The sequence below is a fragment of the Micromonospora sp. CNZ303 genome (assembly GCF_004345505.1).
On record NZ_SLVT01000020.1, the window covers coordinates 1 to 22,610 of the forward strand.

General features: G+C 74.4%; 17 protein-coding genes. 13 read left to right on the forward strand and 4 right to left on the reverse strand.

All coding sequences use genetic code 11. The features are described 5' to 3' along the window. Positions 1 to 930: 930 nt before the first annotated feature. The 3 genes from EV374_RS25940 to EV374_RS25950 all read right to left on the reverse strand — a co-directional run bounded on the left by EV374_RS25940 (position 931) and on the right by EV374_RS25950 (position 5,373). The gene (locus tag EV374_RS25940) at positions 931 to 3,768 is read right to left on the reverse strand and encodes an ATP-binding protein (RefSeq protein WP_486485968.1); all 2,838 of its coding nucleotides are present in this window, start codon (positions 3,766 to 3,768) and stop codon (positions 931 to 933) included. A gap of 230 nt (positions 3,769 to 3,998) precedes the next feature. Beyond that, on the reverse strand, positions 3,999 to 5,027 hold the full coding sequence (locus tag EV374_RS25945) for a T3SS (YopN, CesT) and YbjN peptide-binding chaperone 1 (RefSeq protein WP_132239766.1): 1,029 nt from the start codon (positions 5,025 to 5,027) through the stop codon (positions 3,999 to 4,001). Then, entirely contained in the window at positions 5,014 to 5,373 is a 360-nt protein-coding gene (locus tag EV374_RS25950; protein ID WP_132239768.1) for a hypothetical protein, read from the reverse strand. Before EV374_RS25950 ends, EV374_RS25945 begins: the two co-directional genes overlap by 14 nt. Positions 5,374 to 5,563: 190 nt before the next feature. Here EV374_RS25950 and htpG point away from each other — a divergent pair, with 190 nt between their 5' ends. The 13 genes from htpG to EV374_RS26005 all read left to right on the forward strand — a co-directional run bounded on the left by htpG (position 5,564) and on the right by EV374_RS26005 (position 19,666). Beyond that, a complete protein-coding gene (gene htpG, locus EV374_RS25955) occupies positions 5,564 to 7,492 on the forward strand; it encodes a molecular chaperone HtpG (RefSeq protein WP_132239770.1) in 1,929 nt (642 codons plus the stop codon). 388 nt (positions 7,493 to 7,880) lie between these two features. Then, entirely contained in the window at positions 7,881 to 8,015 is a 135-nt protein-coding gene (locus tag EV374_RS33615; RefSeq protein ID WP_486485969.1) for a hypothetical protein, read from the forward strand. An 87-nt stretch (positions 8,016 to 8,102) separates the two neighbouring features. After that, positions 8,103 to 9,374 carry a cytochrome P450 gene (locus tag EV374_RS25960; RefSeq protein ID WP_165947914.1) on the forward strand — a complete coding sequence of 424 codons (1,272 nt, stop codon included), beginning with the start codon at positions 8,103 to 8,105 and terminating at the stop codon, positions 9,372 to 9,374. A gap of 265 nt (positions 9,375 to 9,639) precedes the next feature. Further along, positions 9,640 to 10,113, forward strand: coding sequence for a helix-turn-helix domain-containing protein (locus tag EV374_RS25965; protein WP_132239774.1), 474 nt, complete (start codon positions 9,640 to 9,642; stop codon positions 10,111 to 10,113). A 178-nt stretch (positions 10,114 to 10,291) separates the two neighbouring features. Continuing rightward, a complete protein-coding gene (locus tag EV374_RS25970) occupies positions 10,292 to 12,766 on the forward strand; it encodes a nitrate- and nitrite sensing domain-containing protein (RefSeq protein WP_132239776.1) in 2,475 nt (824 codons plus the stop codon). A gap of 17 nt (positions 12,767 to 12,783) precedes the next feature. Next, positions 12,784 to 13,188 carry a roadblock/LC7 domain-containing protein gene (locus EV374_RS25975; RefSeq protein WP_091094994.1) on the forward strand — a complete coding sequence of 135 codons (405 nt, stop codon included), beginning with the start codon at positions 12,784 to 12,786 and terminating at the stop codon, positions 13,186 to 13,188. 46 nt (positions 13,189 to 13,234) lie between these two features. Next, a complete protein-coding gene (locus EV374_RS25980) occupies positions 13,235 to 14,428 on the forward strand; it encodes an ABC transporter substrate-binding protein (RefSeq protein WP_132239778.1) in 1,194 nt (397 codons plus the stop codon). Further along, the gene (locus EV374_RS33020) at positions 14,425 to 15,318 is read left to right on the forward strand and encodes a branched-chain amino acid ABC transporter permease (RefSeq protein WP_207914565.1); all 894 of its coding nucleotides are present in this window, start codon (positions 14,425 to 14,427) and stop codon (positions 15,316 to 15,318) included. Before EV374_RS25980 ends, EV374_RS33020 begins: the two co-directional genes overlap by 4 nt. Next, the gene (locus tag EV374_RS33025) at positions 15,315 to 16,328 is read left to right on the forward strand and encodes a branched-chain amino acid ABC transporter permease (protein ID WP_207914567.1); all 1,014 of its coding nucleotides are present in this window, start codon (positions 15,315 to 15,317) and stop codon (positions 16,326 to 16,328) included. Before EV374_RS33020 ends, EV374_RS33025 begins: the two co-directional genes overlap by 4 nt. Next, positions 16,325 to 17,068, forward strand: a complete 744-nt coding sequence (locus tag EV374_RS25990; protein ID WP_132239780.1) for an ABC transporter ATP-binding protein — start codon at positions 16,325 to 16,327, stop codon at positions 17,066 to 17,068. The genes EV374_RS33025 and EV374_RS25990 overlap by 4 nt, the downstream gene beginning before the upstream one ends. Continuing rightward, the gene (locus EV374_RS25995; RefSeq protein ID WP_132239875.1) at positions 17,068 to 17,841 is read left to right on the forward strand and encodes a branched-chain amino acid ABC transporter ATP-binding protein; all 774 of its coding nucleotides are present in this window, start codon (positions 17,068 to 17,070) and stop codon (positions 17,839 to 17,841) included. The genes EV374_RS25990 and EV374_RS25995 overlap by 1 nt, the downstream gene beginning before the upstream one ends. 30 nt (positions 17,842 to 17,871) lie before the next feature. Further along, positions 17,872 to 18,681 (forward strand): methyltransferase domain-containing protein, encoded by an 810-nt coding sequence (locus EV374_RS26000; RefSeq protein WP_132239782.1) that lies wholly within the window; start codon positions 17,872 to 17,874, stop codon positions 18,679 to 18,681. A gap of 52 nt (positions 18,682 to 18,733) precedes the next feature. Next, positions 18,734 to 19,666: a diacylglycerol kinase family protein gene (locus EV374_RS26005; RefSeq protein ID WP_132239784.1), complete on the forward strand. Its 933-nt coding sequence runs from the start codon at positions 18,734 to 18,736 to the stop codon at positions 19,664 to 19,666. Positions 19,667 to 19,669: 3 nt separating this feature from the next. On the opposite strand, the gene EV374_RS26010 is transcribed toward EV374_RS26005, so the two are convergent. Further along, positions 19,670 to 22,609 carry a glycosyl hydrolase family 28-related protein gene (locus EV374_RS26010; protein ID WP_132239786.1) on the reverse strand — a complete coding sequence of 980 codons (2,940 nt, stop codon included), beginning with the start codon at positions 22,607 to 22,609 and terminating at the stop codon, positions 19,670 to 19,672. Between the last annotated feature and the right edge of the window lies 1 nt (position 22,610).

A 22,610-nucleotide genomic window follows, 5' to 3' on the forward strand; every position in this document is an offset into this window, starting at 1 on the left:
CGATGGCGCCGCCGGTGAAGGCGAGCCCGGCAGCGGTCAGAGCGGTCTTACGCAGGATGTCGGTACGCATGATGGCAGCACCTTTCGATCGGGGGCACGCGACACACCAGAGGGGGGTGGGTGCGCCACGGTTGAGGAAAGGTCGAGATGTTCGGGGGCCTGCGGCCGGCGGGGCCGGCCGGGCTCGTCCCGGGGGATGCAACCGGCCGGGCCGGCCACACATTCCACCGTCTCGCGGGCCCCGCCTGGGGCGCCCCGCTCGGTGGTTCCGGGGATGTAACCACCGTGGGCGGCCGGTCATTCCGGCGGCCCGGCGCCCGAAATCAGGCGGCGGTACTCGGTGGTCCGGGGGATGTAACCACGCCGGCCCGGCCCGCATTCCGCCGACCACCGGGCGAGCGAACGACCATCGGGCCGGCGGACGGGCCTGGTCACGCGGCCGCGATGGTGACAACGACCCGGCACCCCGGGCCATGCCCACCCGACCCGTGACGCCCACCACAGCCGCCGTCCCGGGGGCACCGGTGGAACACCATGGGTGTCACCGGGGCCGCGAGACACCCATGGCGTTCCACCGGTGGCCGGGTCGCTGGCGTCCCCTACTCTCGGATTCGTCCGCTGCGCCTCCGGCCGGCTACCCTGCCGTCACCATGTCGGCCACATGTGGCGTATGTCCCGTTTGCGCGCCTGCGACGGAGCCCCATCCGGACGCGGGGCGTGAACCGGACGTCCCGCGCCGGCGCTTCATCGGCGGCTGCGGAGACCTTGGCAGAGTCGGGCCCCTGGCGGGGCCCGTTCCTTCCAAGATCGGTCAGTGGCCGGCGGAAGGTGCAGATCCGCTCGACCTCGCTGTGGAAGTGACCACCTGTCCGCGGACGCATTCGAGCCCAACCAGGATCGGCGACGCGAGAGGTCCCGCCTGTGGCGGGGTCAGGCGCTGGGCGGCAGGCGGCGTTCGATGGTGACGGTGGTGCCTTCGGCGGTGGAGACCAGTCGCACGTCGCCGTACGCGTTCATCAGCGTGGCACCCCGCCCCCGGTCCATGGCCGGACGGCGGTCCCGCCAGGTGCCGAAGTCGCGCACCGAGATCTCTACCGTGCCATCGGCCACCCGCAGTCGCACCCGCACCTCGGGGCGGGTGGGGCGTTGGGCGTGCTCGACGGCGTTGTTGACGGCCTCGGAGGCGGCCAGCAGGAGATCGGCCACGGTGTCCGGATCGACGTCCAGGTCCTCCAGCGAGGCCCGCACGTCCCGGCGCATCGCGGCGGCGGAGGTGGGCTGTGAGGGGTACGTCCAGCCCGTGTCCAGCGCGGCCGGCTGCTCGGGAGCCGGCCGCCGGCCCCCGTCGTGGGCGTACTCTCCGTTCCCGCCGACCGACGGATCGACGCTCGGCGCGGCAGGCCGGCCGCTCACCGGAGGGCCACCCACGTCCACGGGACCGCCACCCGAGGCCGGCGACCTGGCCGGGGCGGGGCCGTCCGCCCCGCGTGCGGTGTCGCCGGGGTCGACCGCGTCGTCCCGGTGGTGCCGCCGGGTGCGGGCGCCGTGCAGGGCGGACCGGACCCGGGCGATCAGTTCGGCGGCGGCGAAGGGCTTGACGACGTAGTCGTCGGCGCCCAGGTCGAGCCCTTCCACGCTGGCGTCGCCGCCGGCACGCGCCGAGAGCACCACCACCGGCAGCGTGCGGGTGCCGGCCTGCCCGCGCAGCCGACGGACCAGCTCGAAGCCGTCGATCCCGGGCATCATCACGTCGGTGAGCACCAGGTCGGGCTGTTCCCGGCGGATCGCCTCCAGGGCCTGCCGGCCGTCGCCGGCCGTCTCCACCCGCCAGCCCTGCTCGCCCAGCAACCGGGCCAGGTACGCGCGCATGTCGGCGTTGTCGTCGGCGACGAGGATCCGCGCGTGCCGCAGCGCGTCCGTGGCACCGTACGCCGGCACCGACGGCCCGGCCGGCGCGGACGCCCCCGCCTGCGCCGGGTCGGCCAGCCAGCCGACCGCCTCCTGGACGGCGGCCCGGGCCGCGTCCCCGGCCCCGGCCAGGTCCGCGGCCGGCCCGGCGCGCCGCCCCGCGGCGGACCAGGACAGCGCCACGATGAACGTCGTTCCCGTCCCGATCCGGCTCTCCACCCGCACCTCGCCGCCTTCGAGGCGGGCCAGCTCGCGGACCAGGGCGAGCCCGATGCCGGTGCCCTCGTGACTGCGCGACCGGGTGCCCTGCACCCGGTGGAAGCGTTCGAAGAGCCGGGGCAGATCCTCCTCGGCGATACCGATGCCCGTGTCGGCGACGGTCAGCCGTACCTCGTCGTCGTCGGCGGTCAGCCCGACCCGGATCCGGCCGACGAAGGTGTACTTCAGCGCGTTCGACAACAGGTTGGTGACGATGCGTTCCCAGTTGACCGGGTCGACGGAGACCGCGCGGGGCAGCGGCGGGCAGTCGACCTCCAGGCGCAGCCCGGCGCGTTCGACGGCTGCCCGGAAGACGCTCGCCAGCTCGGTGGTGAGCCCGGCCAGGTCGACCTCGCGAGCCTGGCTGTGTGCCTGCCCGGCCTCCAGGCTGGAGAAGGTGAGCAGGCTGTTGACGAGGGTGAGCAGCCGGGTGGCGTTGCGCCAGGCGGTGTCGACCCGTTCCCGCTGCGTCGCCGGCAGGGGATGCTCGTTGTCGCTGAGGGCGTCGGCCAGCGGGCCGAGCATCAGCGTCAGCGGGGTCCGGAACTCGTGGCTGACGTTGGTGAAGAAGCCGGTCTTGACCCGGTCCAGTTCGGCGAGCGCCTCGGCCCGCCGACGCTCCTCCTCGTACGCCTGCGCGTTGCGTACGGCGACGGCCACCTGCTGGGCCAACAGCGCGTGGAACGACCGGTACGCCTCGTCCAGCTCCCGGCTCGGGTTGACCCCGAGCAGCAGCACCCCGAGGGGCTGGCCCGCCTCGGCGGACGGCAGTGGCAGGGCGCGGGCGGTGCCGACCGGGTCACCCCACGGCCCGCCGGGCAGGGTGAGTCGCCGCTCGACGCCGGCCACGTCGGTCGTCGCGCCGCCGGCGGCGGCTGCCAGCCCCCACTCGTGCTCCTCGCCCGCCGGCAGCGTGGCGGGCAGGGCCGCGGCCACGGACTCTCCGCCGACGTGGGCGGTGCGGCGCAGCAGCGCGCCCTCGCGCAGGTAGATCGCGGCGAAGGGGACGTCCAGCGGGTGCCCGCCGATGGCCTCGGCGAGCCGGGCGCAGGTGCTCTCCACGTCGACGGTCCGCCCGTCGCCGCCGACGGACAGGTCGCGCAGCAGGCGCAGCCGGCGCTCACCGACGACCTGCTCGGTGACCTCGCTGCACACGGTGAGCACCCCCACCGTGCGTCCCTCGTCGTCGCGGGCGGGGGCGTGCGAGACGCTGAAGTACGCCTCCTCGCGGTAGCCGGCGCGGTCGAGCAGCAGTCGCAGGGCCGGTACCCAGCTGGCGACCCCGGTCGCCATCGCCTCGTCGATCAGCGGGCCCAGCACGTCCCAGCCCTCGGCCAGGGTGACCCGCACGTCGCCGCCGAGCGCGTCGGGGTGTTTGTCGCCGATCAGGGCGGAGTACGCGTCGTTGTAGAGCTGGGTGAAGCGGTCCCCCCACAGCAGCAGCATCGGGTAGCGGGAGGAGAGGACCATCCGGACGGCGGCGCGCAGGCTCTGCGGCCAGCCGTCGACCGGGCCGAGCGGGGTGGCGGCCCAGTCGAGGCGCGCCATCAGCCGCCCGGTGCCACCGCCGTCGGCGAACGGGTCCCCCGTGGGCCGTGTCACCCTCGGTCGCACCTCATCGCAGCCCTCACTTCCGGGCCCGACGACCCTTGCTGGTCTTACCCGCACATCCTGGCACCCAGCTTCAGCTGCACGTCCGCCGGCACCCCAGCGCGTTTCTGTACCCAGGCCTGCGCGTCTCCACACCTCGACCCGCCAGATCGGGTCGCCGGAGCGGCTGCCCCGGCACCGGCAGCACGGTCAGCTTGGTCATCGACCAGGAGCGGGCGGTGTCAGCCCTCGGCCGCCCGGCGGCGCAACAGCTCGACCGCCTCGTCGACGAGGCCGCCCTCGGTGAGCAGCGTGAGCAGCAGCGGCAGGTGCCGCCAGTCGCCGCCGTCGACCGCCTGCCGCAGCAGGCCGACCGCCTCGTCGTGCCGGCCCCGGGCGGCCAGCAGCGCGGCCAGTTCGTCGCGGGCGCGCGGATCGCCCTGCTCGGCGGCGATCCGCCAGTACCGTTCGGCCTCGTCGGTGCGGCCCTCCCCGGCGAGCAGCGCGGCGAGCCGGGCGGCGGCGTGCCAGTCGCCGTGCTCGGCACGGATCCGCAGCTCCTCCGTCCGCCCCCGGTCCGCCAGCAGGTCGACCAGGACGCTGCCCGCTCCGTTCGCGCCGGCACGGTCGAGATCGCGCAGGTAGCCGGTCGGGTCGGGCACCGCCACCAGCCCGGTGGACTCCGGGCCGAAGAAGCGGCTGCCGCCGAACTCCCGCCGGAGCTGGTCGTCGAGGTCGTCGGCGAGCGCGATCATGGCCCGCAGGGCCAACAGCAGATGGGTGGGCGCGAAGTCCTGCCCGAAGACGGGGATGGACGCCCAGACCGTGTCGCCGGTGCAGTAGACGCGCCCGACCACGAGCCCGTTGGTGAGGTCGGAGAGCCGCCGGTACAGGGACTCGGTCTCCTCGACGCCGGTCAGCAGCGGAGAGAACACGTCGACCAGCGGCGGGTCGTCCTGCGCCCGTACGAAGATCATGGCCGAGCCGGCGCGGATGCCGACGTCGCCGTCGGCGTCGACGCGCAACTGGTCCGTGGTGACGCCGAGGAGGCCGGCGAGCACGGCCCGGACCTGGTGGGTCAGCTTCCCGCCGTCGCCGTCCTCGGCGTCGGGACGGGGGAGCGGGCCGGTGCTGCGGGCGGCGACCGGCCGTGCGGCCAGCGCGGCGGCGAGCCGCGTCCGGGCCGGCACGGGAACGGCCGTGGTGGTGGTGGCCGGGCGGGCGGCCAGCGCGGCGACGAGCCTGCCCAGCAGGTCCTCACGCGGCGTCATCGTGCTCGCCGCCCGTGCCGTCCCGGCCGCTGTCGGCCGGTCGTTCCGTCACCCGGACCTGGTCGAACATCTTGGCGATCACCAGCGGCGCCGCGACCCCGAAGGTGAAGCTGGCGAAGGCCGTGGTGGCCAGGCCACCCGCCCCGGCCGCGGCGGCGAGGCCGGTGCCGGCCACGGTCCTGAGCAGCACCGCGAACACGACGATCGGGGCGTCCCGCCGGTCCCGCCACGGCCACTGCCACCGGCCCCCGGACTCGCTGGTCGGGCGCATCATCCCGGAGAGGTTCAGCGCCTCGGCCACCGCGCTGCCGACCAGTCCCCACATCGCGGCCATCCATAGAGACACATCCCTACCGTACTGACCGCCCGCCGCGGCGGTCGCACCAGCCCTCGGCTTCTGCGGCGGCCACGTCGACGCCACCCGCGACGGTAGGACGCGGGGGCAACGCGACGCCAGCCGACGTTCCGCGGTCCCGTCGTCTCGCCGTCGGCGACGGCTCGTATCCTTTCCGCGAACCTTCGGTGGGCTTTCGAGGATGAAAGGACACGGTGTGAGCAACCGGGCCGAGACGTTGGAGTTCCAGGCCGAGGCGCGTCAGCTGCTCCAGCTGATGGTCCACTCGATCTATTCGAACAAGGACGTCTTCCTGCGTGAACTGATCTCGAACGCCTCGGACGCGCTGGACAAGCTGCGCCTGGCGTCGATGGTCGACAAGGAGCTGGAGGCCGACACCTCCGACCTGCACATCGAGATCGAGGTCGACAAGGCGGCGCGCACGCTGACCGTCCGGGACAACGGCATCGGCATGTCCCGCGACGAGGTCGTGCAGGTGATCGGCACGATCGCCAAGTCCGGGACCGCCGAGCTGCTGCGCAAGCTGCGCGAGTCCTCCGACGCCGGGGCGCGGCAGGAGCTGATCGGCCAGTTCGGCGTGGGCTTCTACGCGGCGTTCATGGTCGCCGACCGGGTGGAGCTGGTGACCCGCCGGGCGGGGGAGAGCGGCGGCACCCGATGGGAGTCGGCCGGTGAGGGCACGTACTCCGTCGAGTCGGTGGAGGAGGCGCCGCAGGGCACGTCGGTGACCCTGCACCTCAAGCCGGCCGACGACGAGGACAATCTGCACGACTACACCGCCGACTGGACGATCCGGGAGATCGTCAAGCGCTACTCGGACTTCATCGCCTGGCCGATCCGGATGACCGTCGAGCGCCCCGGCGAGGGCGACGAGACCAGCACCGAGACCCAGACGCTCAACTCGATGAAGGCGCTCTGGGCCCGCTCCCGCGACGAGGTCGACGAGGCCGAGTACAAGGAGTTCTACAAGCACGTCAGCCACGACTGGGCGGACCCGCTGGACATCGTGCACATGCGGGGCGAGGGCACCTTCGAGTACGAGGCCCTGCTGTTCATCCCGTCGCACGCGCCGCTGGACCTGTTCGCCCCGCAGGGCCGCCGCGGCGTGCAGCTCTACGTCAAGCGCGTCTTCATCATGGACGACTGCGAAGCGCTCATGCCGAACTACCTGCGTTTCGTCAAGGGCGTCGTGGACGCGCACGACCTGTCGCTGAACATCTCCCGGGAGATCCTCCAGCAGGACCGGCAGATCCAGGTCGTCCGCCGTCGGCTGGTCAAGAAGATCCTGTCCACCGTCAAGGACATGAAGGCCAACCACGCCGAGCGTTACCGGACCTTCTGGACGGAGTTCGGGGCCGCCGTCAAGGAGGGCCTGATCGACGACACGGAGAACCGGGACACGCTCCTGGAGATCCTGTCGGTCGCCTCCACCCACGATCCGGCCGAGCCCACGGACCTCGCCGGCTACGTCGGCCGGATGAAGGACGGGCAGAGCGACATCTACTACGCCACCGGCGACTCGCGCACGATGATCGAGAACTCGCCGCACATGGAGGCGTTCCGCGCCAAGGGCTACGAGGTGCTGCTGCTCACCGACCCGGTCGACGAGGTGTGGATCGAGCGCGTCGGCCAGTACGACGGCCGGACGCTGCGCTCCATCGCCAAGGGCCAGGTGGACCTGGACACCGAGGAGGAGAAGAAGGAGGCCGAGGCCGAGCGCGAGCAGCAGCGCAAGGACTTCGCCGACCTGCTCACCTGGATGGGCGCCACCCTCGCCGACTTCGTCAAGGAGGTCCGCCTCTCCTCCCGGCTGACCACCTCGCCCGCCTGCGTCGTCGGCGACGCCCACGACATCACCCCGACGCTGGAGAAGATGTACCGGGCGATGGGGCACGAGGTGCCGACGGTGAAGCGGATCCTGGAGCTCAACCCCGGGCACCCGCTGGTCACCGGCCTGCGCAAGGCGCACGAGCAGGGCGGCACGGAGGAGTCGCTGAAGGAGACCGCCGAGCTGCTTTACGGTCTGGCGCTGCTCGCCGAGGGCGGGGAACTGGCCGACCCGTCCCGGTTCACCCGCATGCTCGCCGACCGGCTCGCCCGGACCCTCTAGCCGCACGCACGGGCCGGCCGGCGGGTGCCGCCGGCCGGCCCGTGACCGGTCGACTCCCACCCCGGGCCGGCCCCGGGATCGCCGGGACGGGCCGCCCCGCGCGTCGTCCTGCTCGACGACCCCACCCGCCGCCCGCTTGGACCCGTGCCGCCCGCGTAGGACCGAGCCGTCGGCCGGAATCTGCCGCCGCCCCTGCCGGGAAACATCTTCGGGTAATCGGCCGGCCGTTCACGGAACGTGTCGTGAATCGTGTTTGCGGTGCGCGTACGGTCGGCCTTTCGCGGCCCGATCCTCGGTCGATCCACACCGCCTTTCCGCCCGGCCGTGCGGGACACGCGGGGCCGTGCCGCGACGCGGTGCCCGGCTGCCGGCCGTTGCGTCGTCTACCGTGTTCAACGTCGCGACCAGCGGGCAAGGAACATCCCGCAACTTGCAGGACGACGTGGTGCGCGCGCGACCGAAGGTGTGGAAATTGCGCACCGGCACATTGAAGAACGCCGATATTGACTTGCTCCCGGAATGAGCGCACCGTGAAGCGTACGGCGGTAACCGGAGCCCCGGGAGTCGTTCGGTAATTCCGTTCGTGGCCATGGCGCTCGAGGAGGCGGTCATGCGATTGGATCCGTTCGCGGGGGCGTATCTGACCGACCCGGCGCAGGTGTGGCGGCGGCTGCTCGACGAGCCCGAGGGGGTGCGCCACGACCCGGATCTGGGGCTGTGGCTGATCACTCGGCACGCCGACGTGCGCCGCGCGCTGGGTGACGCGGAGTCCTTCGGCAACACCCTCACCCTCGCCCCGATCTACGACGTCTGCCCCGAGGCGATGGAGTTCATCGCCCGCATCGACGCGCCGCCCACCACCGCCGCCGCAGACCCCCCGGTGCACCCCCGGACCCGCCGGGCCCTGCGGGCGACCTTCGCCAACACCGCCGAACGCGTCGAGCGCCGGTACGGCGCGATCGTCGAGCGCCGGGTCGACGAACTGGTGTCCCGGCTCGTCGACCGCGCCGACGGGCGGGCGGACCTCGTCGGCGAGTTCACCACCGAACTGCCCCTGCTGGTCCTGCTCGACATCCTCGGCGTGCCGGAGGAGGACGTCGGGCGGGTCAGGGCCTGGGGGGACGGCCAGATCGCGTTGCTCTGGGGGCAGCCGGACCCGGCCGAGCAGGTCCGGCTGGCCCGGGACCTGTGGGAGTTCTGGCGCTACTGCGAGCGGTTGGTCGCCGCCCGGCTCGGCGGTGGCCGGTACGGCGACGACTACGTCAGCCAGCTGCTGGCGTACCGCGACGGCGACGACGAGGTGCTCACGGTGGCCGAGGTGTCGAGCATCGTGTTCAACCTCCTGGTCGCCGGGCACGAGACCACGGCCGGGCTGCTCGCCCACGCGCTCGACCAGGCGCTGTCGGTCCCGGGCCGGTGGCGGGAGCTCGGCGAGGACCCGCGCCGGATACCCGCCTTCCTGACCGAGACGCTGCGTTTCGCACCCGCCATCGACGGTTGGCTGCGGGTGACCCGCCGACCCGTCACCCTGGACGGCGTCACCATTCCGGCGGGTGCGCGCTGCCTGCTGCTGATCGGCGCCGCCAACCGGGATCCGGCGGTGTTCGCCCGGCCGGAACAATTCGATCCGCACCGGTCCGACGCGGACGGGCACCTCTCGTTCGGGCACGGGCCGCACTTCTGTATCGGCGCGGCGCTGGCCCGGCTGGAGGCGGAAATGGCGCTGACCCGGCTCTGCCGAGCGGTTCCCGGACTGCGGCTGGCCCCCGGCCATCGCCGCTCGTACAAGGTCAACATCGCCTTCCGCGCGCACCGGAGCCTGCCGGTGGTCCTCGACACGACGGTGCCGTCCGGTGCTCCGGCGGCGCCCGTCGCCGGGTGACCAGCCGTCTCGTGGCGGCGCCGGTCCTGTTCTGCGGGCGGGTGCGTCGGACCGTGCCGTGCGGCGCCAGACCGGCTGCGCGCGGACCCGTGGGGTCGCCGAGGCCCGGCCGGCGGCCCCCGGCGGGCGACTACGCTCCGAAGTCACGTCTTCACACCCGTCGGCCGATGGGTTAAGAATTGTCCCCTGCGAATACCCATTCATCGCCCAATGTCTATTGATGCCGATGCCGATGCCGGCCGGTCGGCGTCGCGAAGGTGAACACATGGATCGCACGCCCCCGTCGAGCGCCCAGCGCTCCGGTGCCATCCACCGGTTCCGCTCCGAACTGCGCACCTGGCGCACCCGTCAGGGGTTGACCCAGCGGGCGCTCGCGGAGCGGGTGCGGTTCAGCCGCGAGACGGTCGCCGCGGTCGAGTCCGGTCGCCGGTACGGCAGTCACGAGTTCGCCGTCCGCTGCGACGAGGTGCTCGGCACCGGCGGTTGCCTGGCGGCGTTGTGGCCGCAGGTCGCGGCGGAGCAGTTGGCGGCGGACGGCCGCCGCGGCCCCCGGTTCGCAGCGGTGGCGGGGCCCGACCTGGCCCCCGCGCCGCCGGCCGCGCGGCGGGACGCGCGCGACCCGGAGGCGGTCGTGGCGGCGATCGACGAGCTGCGGGAGCTGATCGGCCAGGTGCTCGGCGGGCCGCCGGAGGCGGACCTCCCGCCGCACCCGTCAGGCGGCCGGCCCGGGCGCTCCTGACCTGCGCGGTTTCGGAGTCGCGCGGCGGGACGGGCGCTGCTGACGCTGGGTACAGATGCCGGTACGGGCCGTTTGTACCACCGTCAGGTCTTCTCTGCGGGCGCTTGGTCCGGCGGAATGAGACGTGCAAACGGCAAGGTGCGCATTGGCCGTCTTGGATGAGTCGCGGGAGTCAGTCTTGGCGTCGAGCACGAGGTCCCACGCGGCCCGACCCTACCCGACCGGCCGCCGCGGCTGGAAGATCGGCACCCGGATGCGCCTCATCGTGGCGGCTCCGCTGGTCGCCGTGATGGGGTTCGCCGGCCTCGCCCTGACCGAGAGCGTCCGCCAGACGACCCGCGCGAGCGACCTCGGACTCCTGGCGCACCTCGGTGCCGACGCGGGCGACCTGGCCCACCGGCTGCAACGCGAGCGCGTCGTCGCCGCCGACCTGCTCAGCCGGGGCGCGGCCGAGCAGCAGGAAGCCTTCGCGGACGCCACCGGGAGCACCGACGACGCCGTCGCCCGCTACCGCCGGCAGCGGGCGCTGGTGCCTCCCGGACCCGCGGCCGGGCAGACCGCGCTCCAGCGGATCGACCTGGCGCTGGAGGGCCTGGCGCCGCTGCGCGCGCAGGTGCGTACGGCGGCGCACGCCTCGGTGTCGGCGATGACCTTCAGCTACCGGATCGTGATCGCCGACCTGCTCAGCCTCCGGGAGAGCGTCACCCTCGGCGCGGTCAACGCCCGGATCACGGACGGCATGCGGGCCTCGGCGGCGCTGTCCAAGGCGGCCGAGGCGGCCGGCCAGCAGCAGGTCGCCGTCCTGCGCGCGGTGGCGGCCGACCAGTTGACCCCCGCCATGCAGCAGGACATCACCGCCGCCCGGTCCGGCTTCACCGAGTCCAGCCTGTCCTTCCTGGCCCTCGCCCGGCCCGCCTGGCGGGGCTGGTGGGAGCAGGCGGGCAGCGGCCAGGACGCCCTGCTGCTGCAACGGCTGCAGGACGAGGTGTCGAGGACCCGGGCGGGCAGCCGGTTGCGGCTGGACCCCGGCGCCTGGGTCGCCGCGACCCAGCAGTGGTCCGTCCGCCTGGCCGAGCTGCGTCAACGGGTCGACGCGGCGGTGCTCGACGACATCCGGTCCGCCCACGCCGACCAGCGGCGGCGCACGGCCGTCGAGGCGGCTGCCGTGGCGGTGGCCCTGCTGCTCACCGCGCTGGTCACCTGGGCGGTGGCCCGGCAGATCACGCGGCGCCTGCGCCGGCTGCGCGACGCCGCGAACGCCGTCGCCTTCGAACGGCTGCCGCAGGTGGTGGCCCGGCTCCAGCAACCGGACAGCTCGTCGGTGGACCCGGACGAGCTGGCCCGCCAGCAGTCCGCGGAGGCCCTGGAGCCGTCGCGCGGCGACGAGATCGGCGAGCTGGGGGAGGCGTTCGCGGCCGTGCACCGGGCGGCCGTGCGTACCGCGGCCGAGCAGGCGGTCATGCGGGCCAACACGGCCGACATCTTCATCCACCTCAGCCGCCGGGAGCAGCGGCTGGTCGACGCGGTGCTGGCGCAGGTCGACAAGGTCGAACGGGACGAGACCGACCCCGAACGGCTGGACCAGCTCTACACGCTGGACAACCTGGCCACCCGGATGGGACGGATCAACGCCAGCCTGCTGGTGCTGGGCGGGGTGGGGGTCGGGCGGGTACGCCAGCACGACGTACCCCTGCAACAGGTGCTCCAGGCCGCGCAGAGCCAGATCGAGCACTACGCCAGGATCCGCCTCGGCCTGGTCGACGGCGACGTCGCCGTCGCGGCCGACGCCGTCGACGAGGTCGTGCACCTGCTGGCCGAGCTGATGGACAACGCCACCGGCTACTCCGCCCCGGGTACCGAGGCGTGGGTGACCGGCCGCAGCCTCGGCGACCGGGTGATCGTCCAGGTCAGCGACGAGGGCGTGGGGTTGTCCCCGCAGCGTCGGCAACAGCTCAACGACCTGCTGGCCCGCCCGCCCGCCATCGACGTCGCGGCCGTACGGGCGATGGGGCTGGTCGTCGTGGGACAGCTCGCCGCCCGGCTGGGCGCGGCCGTCCAGCTCCGTCCGGGCCCCCGGCGCGGCACCATCGCCGAGGCGGCGTTCCCGGGGGCGATCATCCGACCGCTGCCCCCGGAGGAGTTCCTGCTCACGCCGGGCAGGCCGTCGCGGCGCGCGGCGCGGACCACCCTCGCGCCGCCGGCGTACGCCACGGCCCCGCAGCCGTGGGCCGGGAGCCCGGCGCAGCCGTCGGCGGGCGGGCCGGCGCCCGAGCGGGCACTGCCGGTGGCGCCGGTGTTCCGGCCCGCGCCGGCGCCGGCCGGAGCAGGTGACGAGCCCACCCAGGAACTCGTCATCTTCGAGGAGGTCAACCACTGGTTCCAGGCCGGCCACGACGACGCCACGAACGCGGGGCCGTGGGCCAGCCCCGCCGACGAGGCATGGCGGACCGCCGCCCGGGCCGACGCGCCGGAGGTCGTCGCCACCACCACGTCCGGCCTGCCGCGGCGTCAGCCGCGACAGCACCTCGTCCCGGGCGGCGTCACCGTGCCGCAGCAGCGCTCCGCGCACCGCGACCCGACCCAGGTGGCCACCGCGATGGCCGCGTACGCGCGGGGCGTCGCGGGCCGCCGGACCAACCTGATCACCAACTGACCCGACAGGGAGAGCACGTGACCGACCAACAGGATCTCGGCTGGCTGCTGGACGCCTTCGCCGAGCGCGCCACCGAGGTCAGCCATGCGATCGCGATCTCGAGCGACGGCCTGATGGTGGCCGCCACGAGGGGCCTCCCGCCGGACCGGGCGGACCAGCTCGCGGCGACCGGCAGCGGGCTGGTGAGCCTGCTCCGCGGCGCGGCGGCCTTCTTCGACGCCGGCGCCGTGATCTCCAACGTGACCCAGCTCGAGGGCGGCTTCATGTTCTCGATGGCCTTCAACGACGGCGCGTCCCTGCTCGTGCTCGCCGACCCGCAGTGCGACGTCGGCAAGGTCTCCTACGAGATGACCGAGCTGGCGAACCGCATCGGCGACGCGCTGACCCCGGCGGCACGGGCGGCACTGAGCCGCAGCCGCTGACACCCCGGCACTCCACGCCGGAACCCCCATCCCTCCTGGAGAAGACATGTCGCTGACCATCCCCCGGCGCAGCCGTGCCCGCACCGCGGCCCTGCTCGCCCTCGTCCTGTTCGCCGCGACCGCCTGTGCCGACGGCGGGCGGGGCGCCGGCGCCGCCGGATCGATCAAGATCGGCCTGCTGGCGTCGCTGTCCGGCACCTACCAGGCGGTCGGCAAGGAGATCCGCGCCGGCTTCGAGCTCTACCTGGCCACCCACGACGGCAGGCTCGGCGGGCGACAGGTGGAACTCGTCGTCGCCGACGAGGGCAACGGCGCCGCGACCGCGGTGCCCGCCGCGACGAAGCTGCTCAAGCAGGACCGGGTGGCCGCGCTCACCGGGATCGTCGGCGGTGGCTCGGTGGCCGCCGTCTATCCGTTGCTCAACGAGACGAAGGTGCCGTTCGTCGGCTCGAACGGTCGCCCGGAGTTGAAGGACGTGTCCCGGATCTGGCACACCTCGTACCTCTCCGACGAGCCGGGGGAGGCGATCGCCCGGCACGTGCGCGACAACGTCGAGGGCAGCGTCTACGCCATCGGCCCCGACTACCAGGGCGGCTGGGACGAGCTGCGCGGCTTCACCGACGCGTTCGTCAAGGAGGGCGGCAGGCTCGCCAACCCCGACGGCAAGACCACCTTCACCCCGTTCCCGACGACCACCAACTTCACCCCGTACTTCGCCCGGATCAAGGCCTCCGGCGCGGACGCCGTCTACACGTTCTACGCCGGTAGCGCGGCCGTCGACTTCGTCAAGCAGTACGCGCAGTCGGAGATCAGCGACCTGCCGCTCTACGCCGCCGGGTTCCTCACCGAAGGCGGGGTGCTCGACGCCCAGGGCGAGGCCGCCCGCGACGTCTACTCGGTGCTGAACTACTCGCCGGACCTGGACAACGCCGAGAACCGCGCCTTCGTGGCCGCCTGGAAGGCGAAGAACGACGGCTCCCCGACCACGTACGCCATGGCCTCCTACGACGCCGCGGCCGTCCTGGACCGGGCCATCGAGGCGGCCGGGGACGACCCGAGCCCGGAGCGCATCAACGCGGCCATCGGCCAGCTGGGCCAGATCGCCAGCCCGCGCGGCACCTGGCAGTTCTCGCCGAGCACGCACGCGCCGGTGCAGAAGTGGTACCTGCGCCAGGTGCGCCAGGACGGCCGGGCGCTGTCCAACACCGTCGTGGGTGACCTCGCCACCGTCGGCGGGTGAACGGCGTGGCGGTCGACATCCGGATCGACCCGTACCTGGTCCCGGCCCTGGACGGGGTGGCCTACGGGCTGCTGGTCTTCGTCGCCGCGGCGGGACTGGTGCTCTGCTTCGGCGTCGCCGGCATCCTGAACCTGGCGCACGGCACCCTCTACGCGATCGGCGGGTACACCGCCGCCGCGCTGCTGGACGGCGGCTGGCCGAGCCTGGTGCTGGCGCTGGCCGTCGGGACCGTCGCCGCCACCGCCGCCGGCGCGCTGGTCGCCGGCCTGCTCACCCGCGTCGCCGCGCGCAGCCATCTCACCCAGGCGCTGCTGACCTTCGGGGTGGCGCTGGCCGGGGGCAGCCTGCTCGCGGGCGCGTTCGGGCCGGACGACCCGCCGGTACGCGTGCCGGCGGCGCTGGACGGGTCGGTGGTCGTGGCCGGGCACCGCTACGCGGCGTACCGGCTGGTCTTCATCGTCGTCGCCGCCGTGCTCGCCGGCCTGCTCCACGTCGCGGTGCGCCGCACCCGGGCCGGGATGCTGGTCCGCGCGGCCGTAGACGACGCCGAGATGGTCGCCGTGCTCGGCGTGAACCCGGCGTGGATCCGCGTCGGCGTGCTCGCCGCCGCCGGGGCGCTGGCCGGCGCCGCGGGCGTGCTCGGTGCACCGATCATCGGTCCTGGGCCGGACACCGCCGACGCGGTGCTGCTGCTGTCGCTGGTGGTCGTCGTCCTCGGCGGGCTCGGGTCGATGACCGGCACGCTGCTCGCGGCCCTGGCGGTCGGGCAGATCCAGACCCTCGGGGTGGCGCTCGCCCCGTCGGCCGCCCCGTTCCTGCTCTTCGCCGCCATGGCCGCCGTGCTCGCGGTGCGGGCGCGGGGCCTGGCCACGACCCGGCGGACGTCGTGAGGGACGAGGTGGTGAGCGCGCTGCGGCGCGGCGTCGCCGTGCTCGTCCTGGCCGGCCTGGTACTGGCGCCGTGGGCGGTCGACGACTACACCGTGGCGCTGCTGGCCCGTACCCTCGCGCTGGGCCTGGTGGGGGTGAGCGTCGCCCTGCTCACCGGCGTCGCGGGGCTGCCCACCCTGGGGCAGACCGCGCCCTACGCGGCGGGCGCGTACGCCAGCGCGGTGGTCGGCAGCCGGCTCTCCGACGTGGCGGTGGTGCACCTGGTCGTCGCGGCGGCGGCCGGGGCCGCGCTGGCCGCGGCGACCGTCCCGCTCGTGGTGTACGCGCGCGGCGTGATCGTCCTGATGATCACCCTGGCGATCGGCGAGCTCGTGGTGACCGTCGTCGGGCGCTGGCGGTCGGTGACCGGCGGCACCGACGGGCTCGCCGGGGTGCCGCCGGTGCGTCCCCTGTGGGGGCTGCCGGTGCTGGCCACCGACCGGGCCCGCTACCTGTACGCCCTGGTGGTCGTCGCCGTGCTGGTCGGCGCGGTGCTGCTGGTCCTGCGCACCCGGGCCGGCCTGCTGCTGCGCGCCGGCCGGGACGACGAGGCGCGGCTGCGGGCCAGCGGCCACCGGGTGGCGGCCCACGTGGCGGCCGTGCACGTGGCCGCGGGGGCGGTCGCGGGCGCCGCGGGCTCCCTGCTCGTGGTCGCCCAGCAGTTCATCTCGCCGGCCGACTTCGGCTTCGACACCTCCGCCCTGCTGCTGCTCGGGGTGGTGGTCGGCGGCGTCGCGTCCGTGGGCGGCGCCCTGGTCGGCGCCGCGATCGTGATCGCCGGCCGGGACTGGCTGTTCGGCGTGCTCCCCGGGCACGCGCCCCTGGTGCTGGGGGTGGCGTTCGTCGTCACCGTCCACCTGCTGCCCGGTGACGGGCGGCGGCCGGCGGGCGTGCGCGGCCGGCTCCTGCCGGGACTGCCGGCGGGTCCCGCGGCCGAGGAACGGCCGGCGCCGACGGGGGCACGCGCATGACGCCGCTGCTGTCCGCCCGGGGCGTCACGGTCCGCTACGGCTCCCTGGCCGCGCTGGACGGGGTCGACCTGCGGATCGACCACGGCCAGCGGCACGCCCTGATCGGGCCCAACGGCGCCGGCAAGAGCACGCTGCTCGACGTGCTCGGCGGGGCGACCCCGGCGGGCGGCGGCCGGGTGCTCCTCGCCGGCCGCGACGTCACCCGGCTCGGCCCCGCCGCCCGGGCCCGGCGGGGCATCGGCCGGATCCACCAGCGCCCCGCCGTGTGGTCGAGTCTGACCGCCGCCGAGAACGTGGTGGTCGCCGCGCTGCCCCACGCGGTGCGGCCCGGCCGGTGGCGGCCCGGCGCGAGACGGTGTGCCGCCGAGCGTACGGCGGGTGCGTGGCTGGACCGGCTGGGCCTGCGCGACGTCGGCGCGACTCCCGCCGGTCAGCTCGCCCACGGGCAGCGGCGGCAACTCGAGATCGCCATGGCCCTGGCCGGTCGCCCGCGGCTGCTGCTGCTCGACGAGCCGGCCGCCGGGCTGTCCGCCGTCGAGGTCGGTCGGCTGGTGGAGTTCCTGCGGGCCCTGCCGCGCGCCGTGGCGGTGCTGCTGGTCGAGCACCGGCTGGACCTGGTGTACGCGCTCTGCGACCAGGTGACCGTGCTCGGGGACGGCCGGACGGTCGCCACCGGGACGCCGGCCGAGATCCGCGCCTCCGGCCCGGTCCGGCAGGCCTACGCGGAGGGGGTGTCGTGATGCTGCGGACGGAGCGGCTCTGCGCCGGCTACGCCGGCGGGATCGTGCTGCACGAGGTCACCCTCGACGTGGCGGCCGGTGCCGTGCAGGCGGTGGTGGGCCGCAACGGCGCCGGCAAGAGCACCCTCGTGCACGCCGTCGCCGGGCTGGTGCGGCCCTGCGGGGGGCGCATCGAGGTCGACGGCGTGCCGGTCGCCGGCCGGCAGCCGCACCGGATCGCCCGGTGCGGGGTCGGCCTCGTCCCGCAGGGTCGGCGGGTCTTCTCCCGGTTGACCGTGGCCGAGCACCTCGCCCTGGCGGCGGTGCCGTGGCGCGCCGCGACGCCGGGGGGCGAGGGGTGGACCGTCGCGCGGGTCCTGGAGCTGCTGCCCCGGCTGGCGGCCCGGCTGCGCCATCGCGGCGACCAGCTCTCCGGCGGCGAGCAGCAGATGCTGGCGATCGCCCGGGCCCTGCTCGGCCAGCCCCGGGTGCTGCTGCTCGACGAGCCGTGCGAAGGGCTGGCCCCCGGCCTGGCCGCCCGGGTACGCGACCTCGTCGGCACCCTGGCCAGGACCGGGCTGGCCGTGCTCCTCGTCGAGCAGCAGCTCCAGCACGCCGTCGAGATCGCGGACCGGATCGCGGTGCTCGAGTACGGCCGGGTGGTCTACGACCGCCCGGCGGACGAGGCCCGGGCCGAGCCGGGCCGCCTGGCGGCGATGCTCAGCGTCGCCGCCGTCGCGGAGCTGCCGGCTCCCCGACCGGTGCCCGGTGCCGGGCCGGTCCCGCGCACCTGACCCGACCGCCTACGACAGGAACGAGCGACGATGCCGACAGACATCCGTGACACCGAGTACACCTTCGACAACGGATCCCCCGAGTCGGTGCCCCAGCTGCGGGCGCTGGAGTCCTTCCTGGACCCGATCACCGCGGCCCGGATCGGCGCCCCGGTGCTCGCCCCGGGCGGCGTGTGCTGGGAGATCGGCGCCGGCGGGGGTTCGGTCGCCCGCAGCATGGCCGGGGCGGTCGGCCCGGCGGGACGCGTGCTGGCGACCGACATCGACGTCGCCCACCTCGCCCCCGCGGGCAACCTCGACGTCCGTCGGCACGACGTGCGCAGCGAGCCGCCGCCCGGCGACGCCTTCGACCTCATCCACGCCCGGCTGGTGCTGCTCCACCTGCCGGAGCGGCGGCGCGTGCTGGCCGCGCTGGCCGGCGCGCTGGCCCCGGGCGGGTGGCTGGTGGTCGAGGAGTTCGACTGCACGGCCCCGCTGCGCGTGCTGACCGCGCCGAGCGACGACGCGGCGAAGCTCTTCACCCACGTGACGGACGCGATGCTCGGCGTCCTGCAGAGCCACGGCGCGGACCTGGCCTGGGCGCAGGACGTGCACGCCCACCTCGCGTCGGCGGGACTGGTCGAGGTCGACACGGTCACCCACTCCGAGAGCTGGCCCGGTGGCTCGCTCGGCGCGTCGCTGTACGCGACGAACTCCCGGCAGTTGGAGCCGGAGCTGATCGAGGCGGGTGTGTCGCCCGGCCAGTTGGAGGCGTTCCGTCGGCTCCTGCGCGACCCCGGGTTCGTCGTGATGTCGTACCAGTTCGTGTCGACCCGGGGGCGGCGTCCGGCCCGGCGGTGAGGCGGTGCCGGTCGGGGCGTGGAAACCGCGCCGGCCGGGTACCACGGCGGTCATGGGCACGAGCAGCACGGTCGGCGGCGAGCCGGCGACCGTCGTCCGGGTGGGCGCGGTCGCGGTCGTCGCCCACCGGAAGAAGACCCTCGGCGGCGGCCTCGACGAGCTGCGCGCGGAGCTGGCGGGTGCGGGCGTCGAGGACCTCCTCTGGTACGAGGTGCCGAAGAGCCGCAAGGCGCCGAAGAAGGTCCGTAAGGCGCTGAAGAAGGGCGCCGAGCTGGTCTTCGTGTGGGGCGGCGACGGCATGGTGCAGCGCTGCGCCGACACCCTCGCCGGCTCCGGCGTCCCGATGGCGATCCTGCCCGCCGGCACCGCCAACCTCTTCGCCGCCAACCTGGGCGTACCGGAGGACCTCCCCGAGGCCGTCCGCATCGGCCTGCACGGCCGGCGCCGCTCCCTCGACCTGGGCCGGCTCAACGGCGAGCACTTCGCCGTGATGGCCGGTGCCGGCTTCGACGGTGACCTGATCCGCGAGGCGGACCGCACGTTGAAGGGCAAGCTCGGTCGCCTCGCCTACCTGTGGACGGGGCTGCGGCACGTCCGGGGCGAACTGGTCGGCACCCGGATCACCGTCGACGGCACGGAGTGGTTCGACGGCGACGCGAGCTGCGTGCTGTTCGGCAACGTCGGCACGATCACCGGCGGCATCCCGGCGTTCGACGACGCCCGCCCCGACGACGGCTGCCTGGAGGTCGGCGTGTCGACCGCCGACGGGGCGGTGGACTGGGCGCGTACCCTCGGCCGGATGGCCGCCGGCCGCTCGGAGGAGTCGCCGTTCGTGCGGATCACCCGGGGCCGCAGGATCAAGGTCCGGCTCGCCGCGGCCCGCACGTACGAGCTGGACGGCGGCGCCCGGGGGGAGGTCACCAAGCTCAAGGTGCGGGTGGTGCCCGGGGCGCTGACGGTCTGCTGCCCCGGGCCCGTTCCCTGAGCGTCAGCGGAGGCCGTGGATCTCCACCTCGAAGACCCGGGCCAGCCCGTCGGTCGGGCTGGGCTCGGTGAACACGAGCCGGACCTGTCGGATCCCGGTCGGCGCGCCGGCGAGGTCGACCCGGGCCGGGTTGGCGGTGTTCGCCCCGGCCGAACCGATGGTCGTCCAGGCCCCGTCGACCAGTGCCTCCACCCGGAACGCCCGCACCCGCAGGCTCTCCGAGCCGGCCACCCCGCTGTAGAGGTCGAGCCGCTGGAGCTCCGCCGGCCCACCGAGATCCAGGGTGAGCGACGGTGCCGGGTCGGCCGAGCCGGAGATCCAGCGGGCGCCCGTCCGGTCACCGTCCACCGCGTTGGCGGCGACATTGCCGGAGAGCACCGAACTCGCCTGCACCGCGGCGCCCCGGGCGAGGTTCTCCCCGGCCACGCCCACCCGCAGCGTCTGCGTGATCTCCTGCCGATGGTTGGCCCGGGTGAACGCGACGGTCAACCGGACCGTGCCGTCGGCCACCGCGTCGGCGGGGACCTGCACGCTCACCGCGACCGGCGTGCTGGCGCCCGCGGGCAGCCGGGTGGTCTCCGGCCGCGCCCGCACCTGCCAGCCGGGCGGCGCGTCGACGCCGACCGTCAGGGCGGCGAGCGGGCCGGGGCCGTCGTTGCGTACCCGCAGCACGGCGCTTCCGGCCCGGCCGGGCAGCACCCGGATCACCGTCGTGTCCAGCGCGACGTGGGCGCCGGCCGGGTCGGCCTTCCTGCCGGTCACCCCGACCCCCAGGTACGCCACCTCGATCTCGGGCACCCTCCGGCCGGTCGCCACGTCGGCGACGGTGGCGCCCCACCGGGTGTTCGCCACGTTGTCCGGCCGGTAGCCCCGGGTGCCCCGGATCACGATGCCGCTGCTGTCGCGCAGTCCCACCGCGTACGGGTACGGGCCCTGCACGGTGGCCACCCGGAAGAAGACCGTGTTGCCGAACAGGACGTCGTGCACGTCGTCCAGCTCGACGGCCTGGGACCGCCAGCCGTAGATGTGGTCCTCGGTCTGCAGCGCGTGCAACTGCCAGTTGCGGACGCGGCGCAGCACGACCTCGCGGTGCTCGTGGTGCTCGACGGAGACCTCGTACATCCGGCCGCGCACCGAGGTGTCCTCGACGAGGAACCCGTTGTCGGCCCAGCCGGCGACGCTCCAGATGTTGGCGAAGGTCCCGCCGCCGCCCTGCACCCAGAAGCTGTACTTGTGCCGGCCCCGGTACTGGTAGCCGGGATCACCGGCGCCGGGGTCGCCGGGCGCGGTCTGCTCCGGGTGCCACTTCACGAACTGGGTGGCGATGTCGGCGAGGTAGCTGCGCTCACCGGAGCGCCAGTGCACGTGCACCGAGCCCGCGGTCTGCTGCGCGGAGTCCAGGCCGAGGCCGGTGACCTGGTTCCGTCCGCCGAGCGGGGTCTGGACCATCGCCTTGGGCCGCTGCGGGTCGGTGAATCCGGCGGCGCTCTCCGGCAGCTTCAGCCAGGTCTGGCGGGGGTGCAGGCCGATCAGGTTGTTCTGGGGCCGCAGCCGCAGGGTGTTCCCGATCAGGTACCGCCCCATCGGCACGTAGACGGTGTCGTGCTCGTCGAGGGCCCGCTGGAAGATGGCGTGGTCGTCGCTGGTGCCGCTGCCGACCGTGACGCCCCTGGCGGCGGCGTACTCGACCACGTTGACCCAGCCGCCGGTGGCCGGTGGCAGGGGCGCGTCGGTGCGCAGCAGCCGGGCGAAGCTCGGCGGCGCGGCCGGTGTCGCGGAGACCAGGACGCCGTCGGTACGCCGCTCGGTGTCGCCGAGCGCGTCGTCGACCCGGAGCCCGAGCGTGGCGTCGCGCACCAGGTACGACGGGCCGGGACCGACCCAGGTGCGTCCGCTGGGCACGGTGGTCAGCAGCGCACCGGTGCCGGTGACCCCGGTGTCGACCACGTTGAGCTGGTTCTGGGCGCGGATGAGTTCGGGCTCGCCGCCGCCCGCGACGGATTCGTTGTCGTTGAGGGTGATCGCCGCCCCGCTGATGTTCTCGAAGACCGAGTCCTGCACGTAGAGGCGCTGGGTCTGGTTGCCGGTGGCGACGATGCCGGCCGGCGAGTCGGCGAAGCGGTTGCGGATCAGGCTCAGCTTGCTGTCCGTGTGCAGCTTGACGGCCGCCTCGCGTTGACCGGTGAAGGTGGTGTCCAGCAGCGTGGTCTGCCAGCCGGGCGAGGCGGCGAAGGCCAGCATGCCGACCGTGCCGCCGTACACGTTGACCCGTTGGATCAGGTTGGCGTTGTGGTCGATCCCGGCGTATCCCGTGCCCACGTGGATGTCGAGGTCCTGGAGGACGAACATCTGGGCGCCGCTGAAGCGTACGGCCACCGCGGCGGGGTTGCCGGGCCCGATCCGGATGTCCAGGTTGACCAGGCCGGTGCCGAAGGTGTCGTTGTTGCCGAAGCTGCGGGCCGCGCCGGGCTGGAAGGGCCGGCGCAGCGCGGCGAAGAGGAAGGACTGGTTGCCGTCCTGGAAGCCGGGGGTGGACTCGCCGAGGACGAACTCGGGCCGCGCGGCGCCGAACCCGATCAGGCGTACCGAGGCGTGCAGGTCCACCTGCCGGGAGAGGCGGTAGCGCCCCTCCGGCACGAAGACCACGCCGCCGCCGTCGCCGACGGTGACGTTGCGTGCCCCGCCGACGATGTTGCCCAGCCAGTTCTCGCCGCCCCGGCGGGAGGCCTCGTCGATGGCGGCCTGCACCGAGGCGGTGTCGTCGCCGACGCCGTCGCCGTGCACCGGGAACTGTGCGCTGCCGAGGACGACCGCGGTCGGGTCGGTCGGCATGCTCCGATAGGCGGAGGTCGAGGCGGTCGGTGGGGTGGGGGCTGCCGCCGGCGGGGCGGCGACCGCCGGCGCCACGGCCGTGGCGGCCAGGAGGAGGGAACCAGCCAGCATG

Coding starts and splice junctions, on each gene's coding strand:
- EV374_RS25945 (WP_132239766.1), bottom strand. CDS start 5,027: ATGACGCCGCGTGAGGACCTGCTGGGCAGGCTCGTCGCCGCGCTGGCC.
- htpG (WP_132239770.1), top strand. CDS start 5,564: ATGAAAGGACACGGTGTGAGCAACCGGGCCGAGACGTTGGAGTTCCAG.
- EV374_RS25960 (WP_165947914.1), top strand. CDS start 8,103: ATGCGATTGGATCCGTTCGCGGGGGCGTATCTGACCGACCCGGCGCAG.
- EV374_RS25965 (WP_132239774.1), top strand. CDS start 9,640: ATGGATCGCACGCCCCCGTCGAGCGCCCAGCGCTCCGGTGCCATCCAC.
- EV374_RS25980 (WP_132239778.1), top strand. CDS start 13,235: ATGTCGCTGACCATCCCCCGGCGCAGCCGTGCCCGCACCGCGGCCCTG.
- EV374_RS25990 (WP_132239780.1), top strand. CDS start 16,325: ATGACGCCGCTGCTGTCCGCCCGGGGCGTCACGGTCCGCTACGGCTCC.
- EV374_RS25995 (WP_132239875.1), top strand. CDS start 17,068: ATGCTGCGGACGGAGCGGCTCTGCGCCGGCTACGCCGGCGGGATCGTG.
- EV374_RS26000 (WP_132239782.1), top strand. CDS start 17,872: ATGCCGACAGACATCCGTGACACCGAGTACACCTTCGACAACGGATCC.
- EV374_RS26005 (WP_132239784.1), top strand. CDS start 18,734: ATGGGCACGAGCAGCACGGTCGGCGGCGAGCCGGCGACCGTCGTCCGG.
- EV374_RS26010 (WP_132239786.1), bottom strand. CDS start 22,609: ATGCTGGCTGGTTCCCTCCTCCTGGCCGCCACGGCCGTGGCGCCGGCG.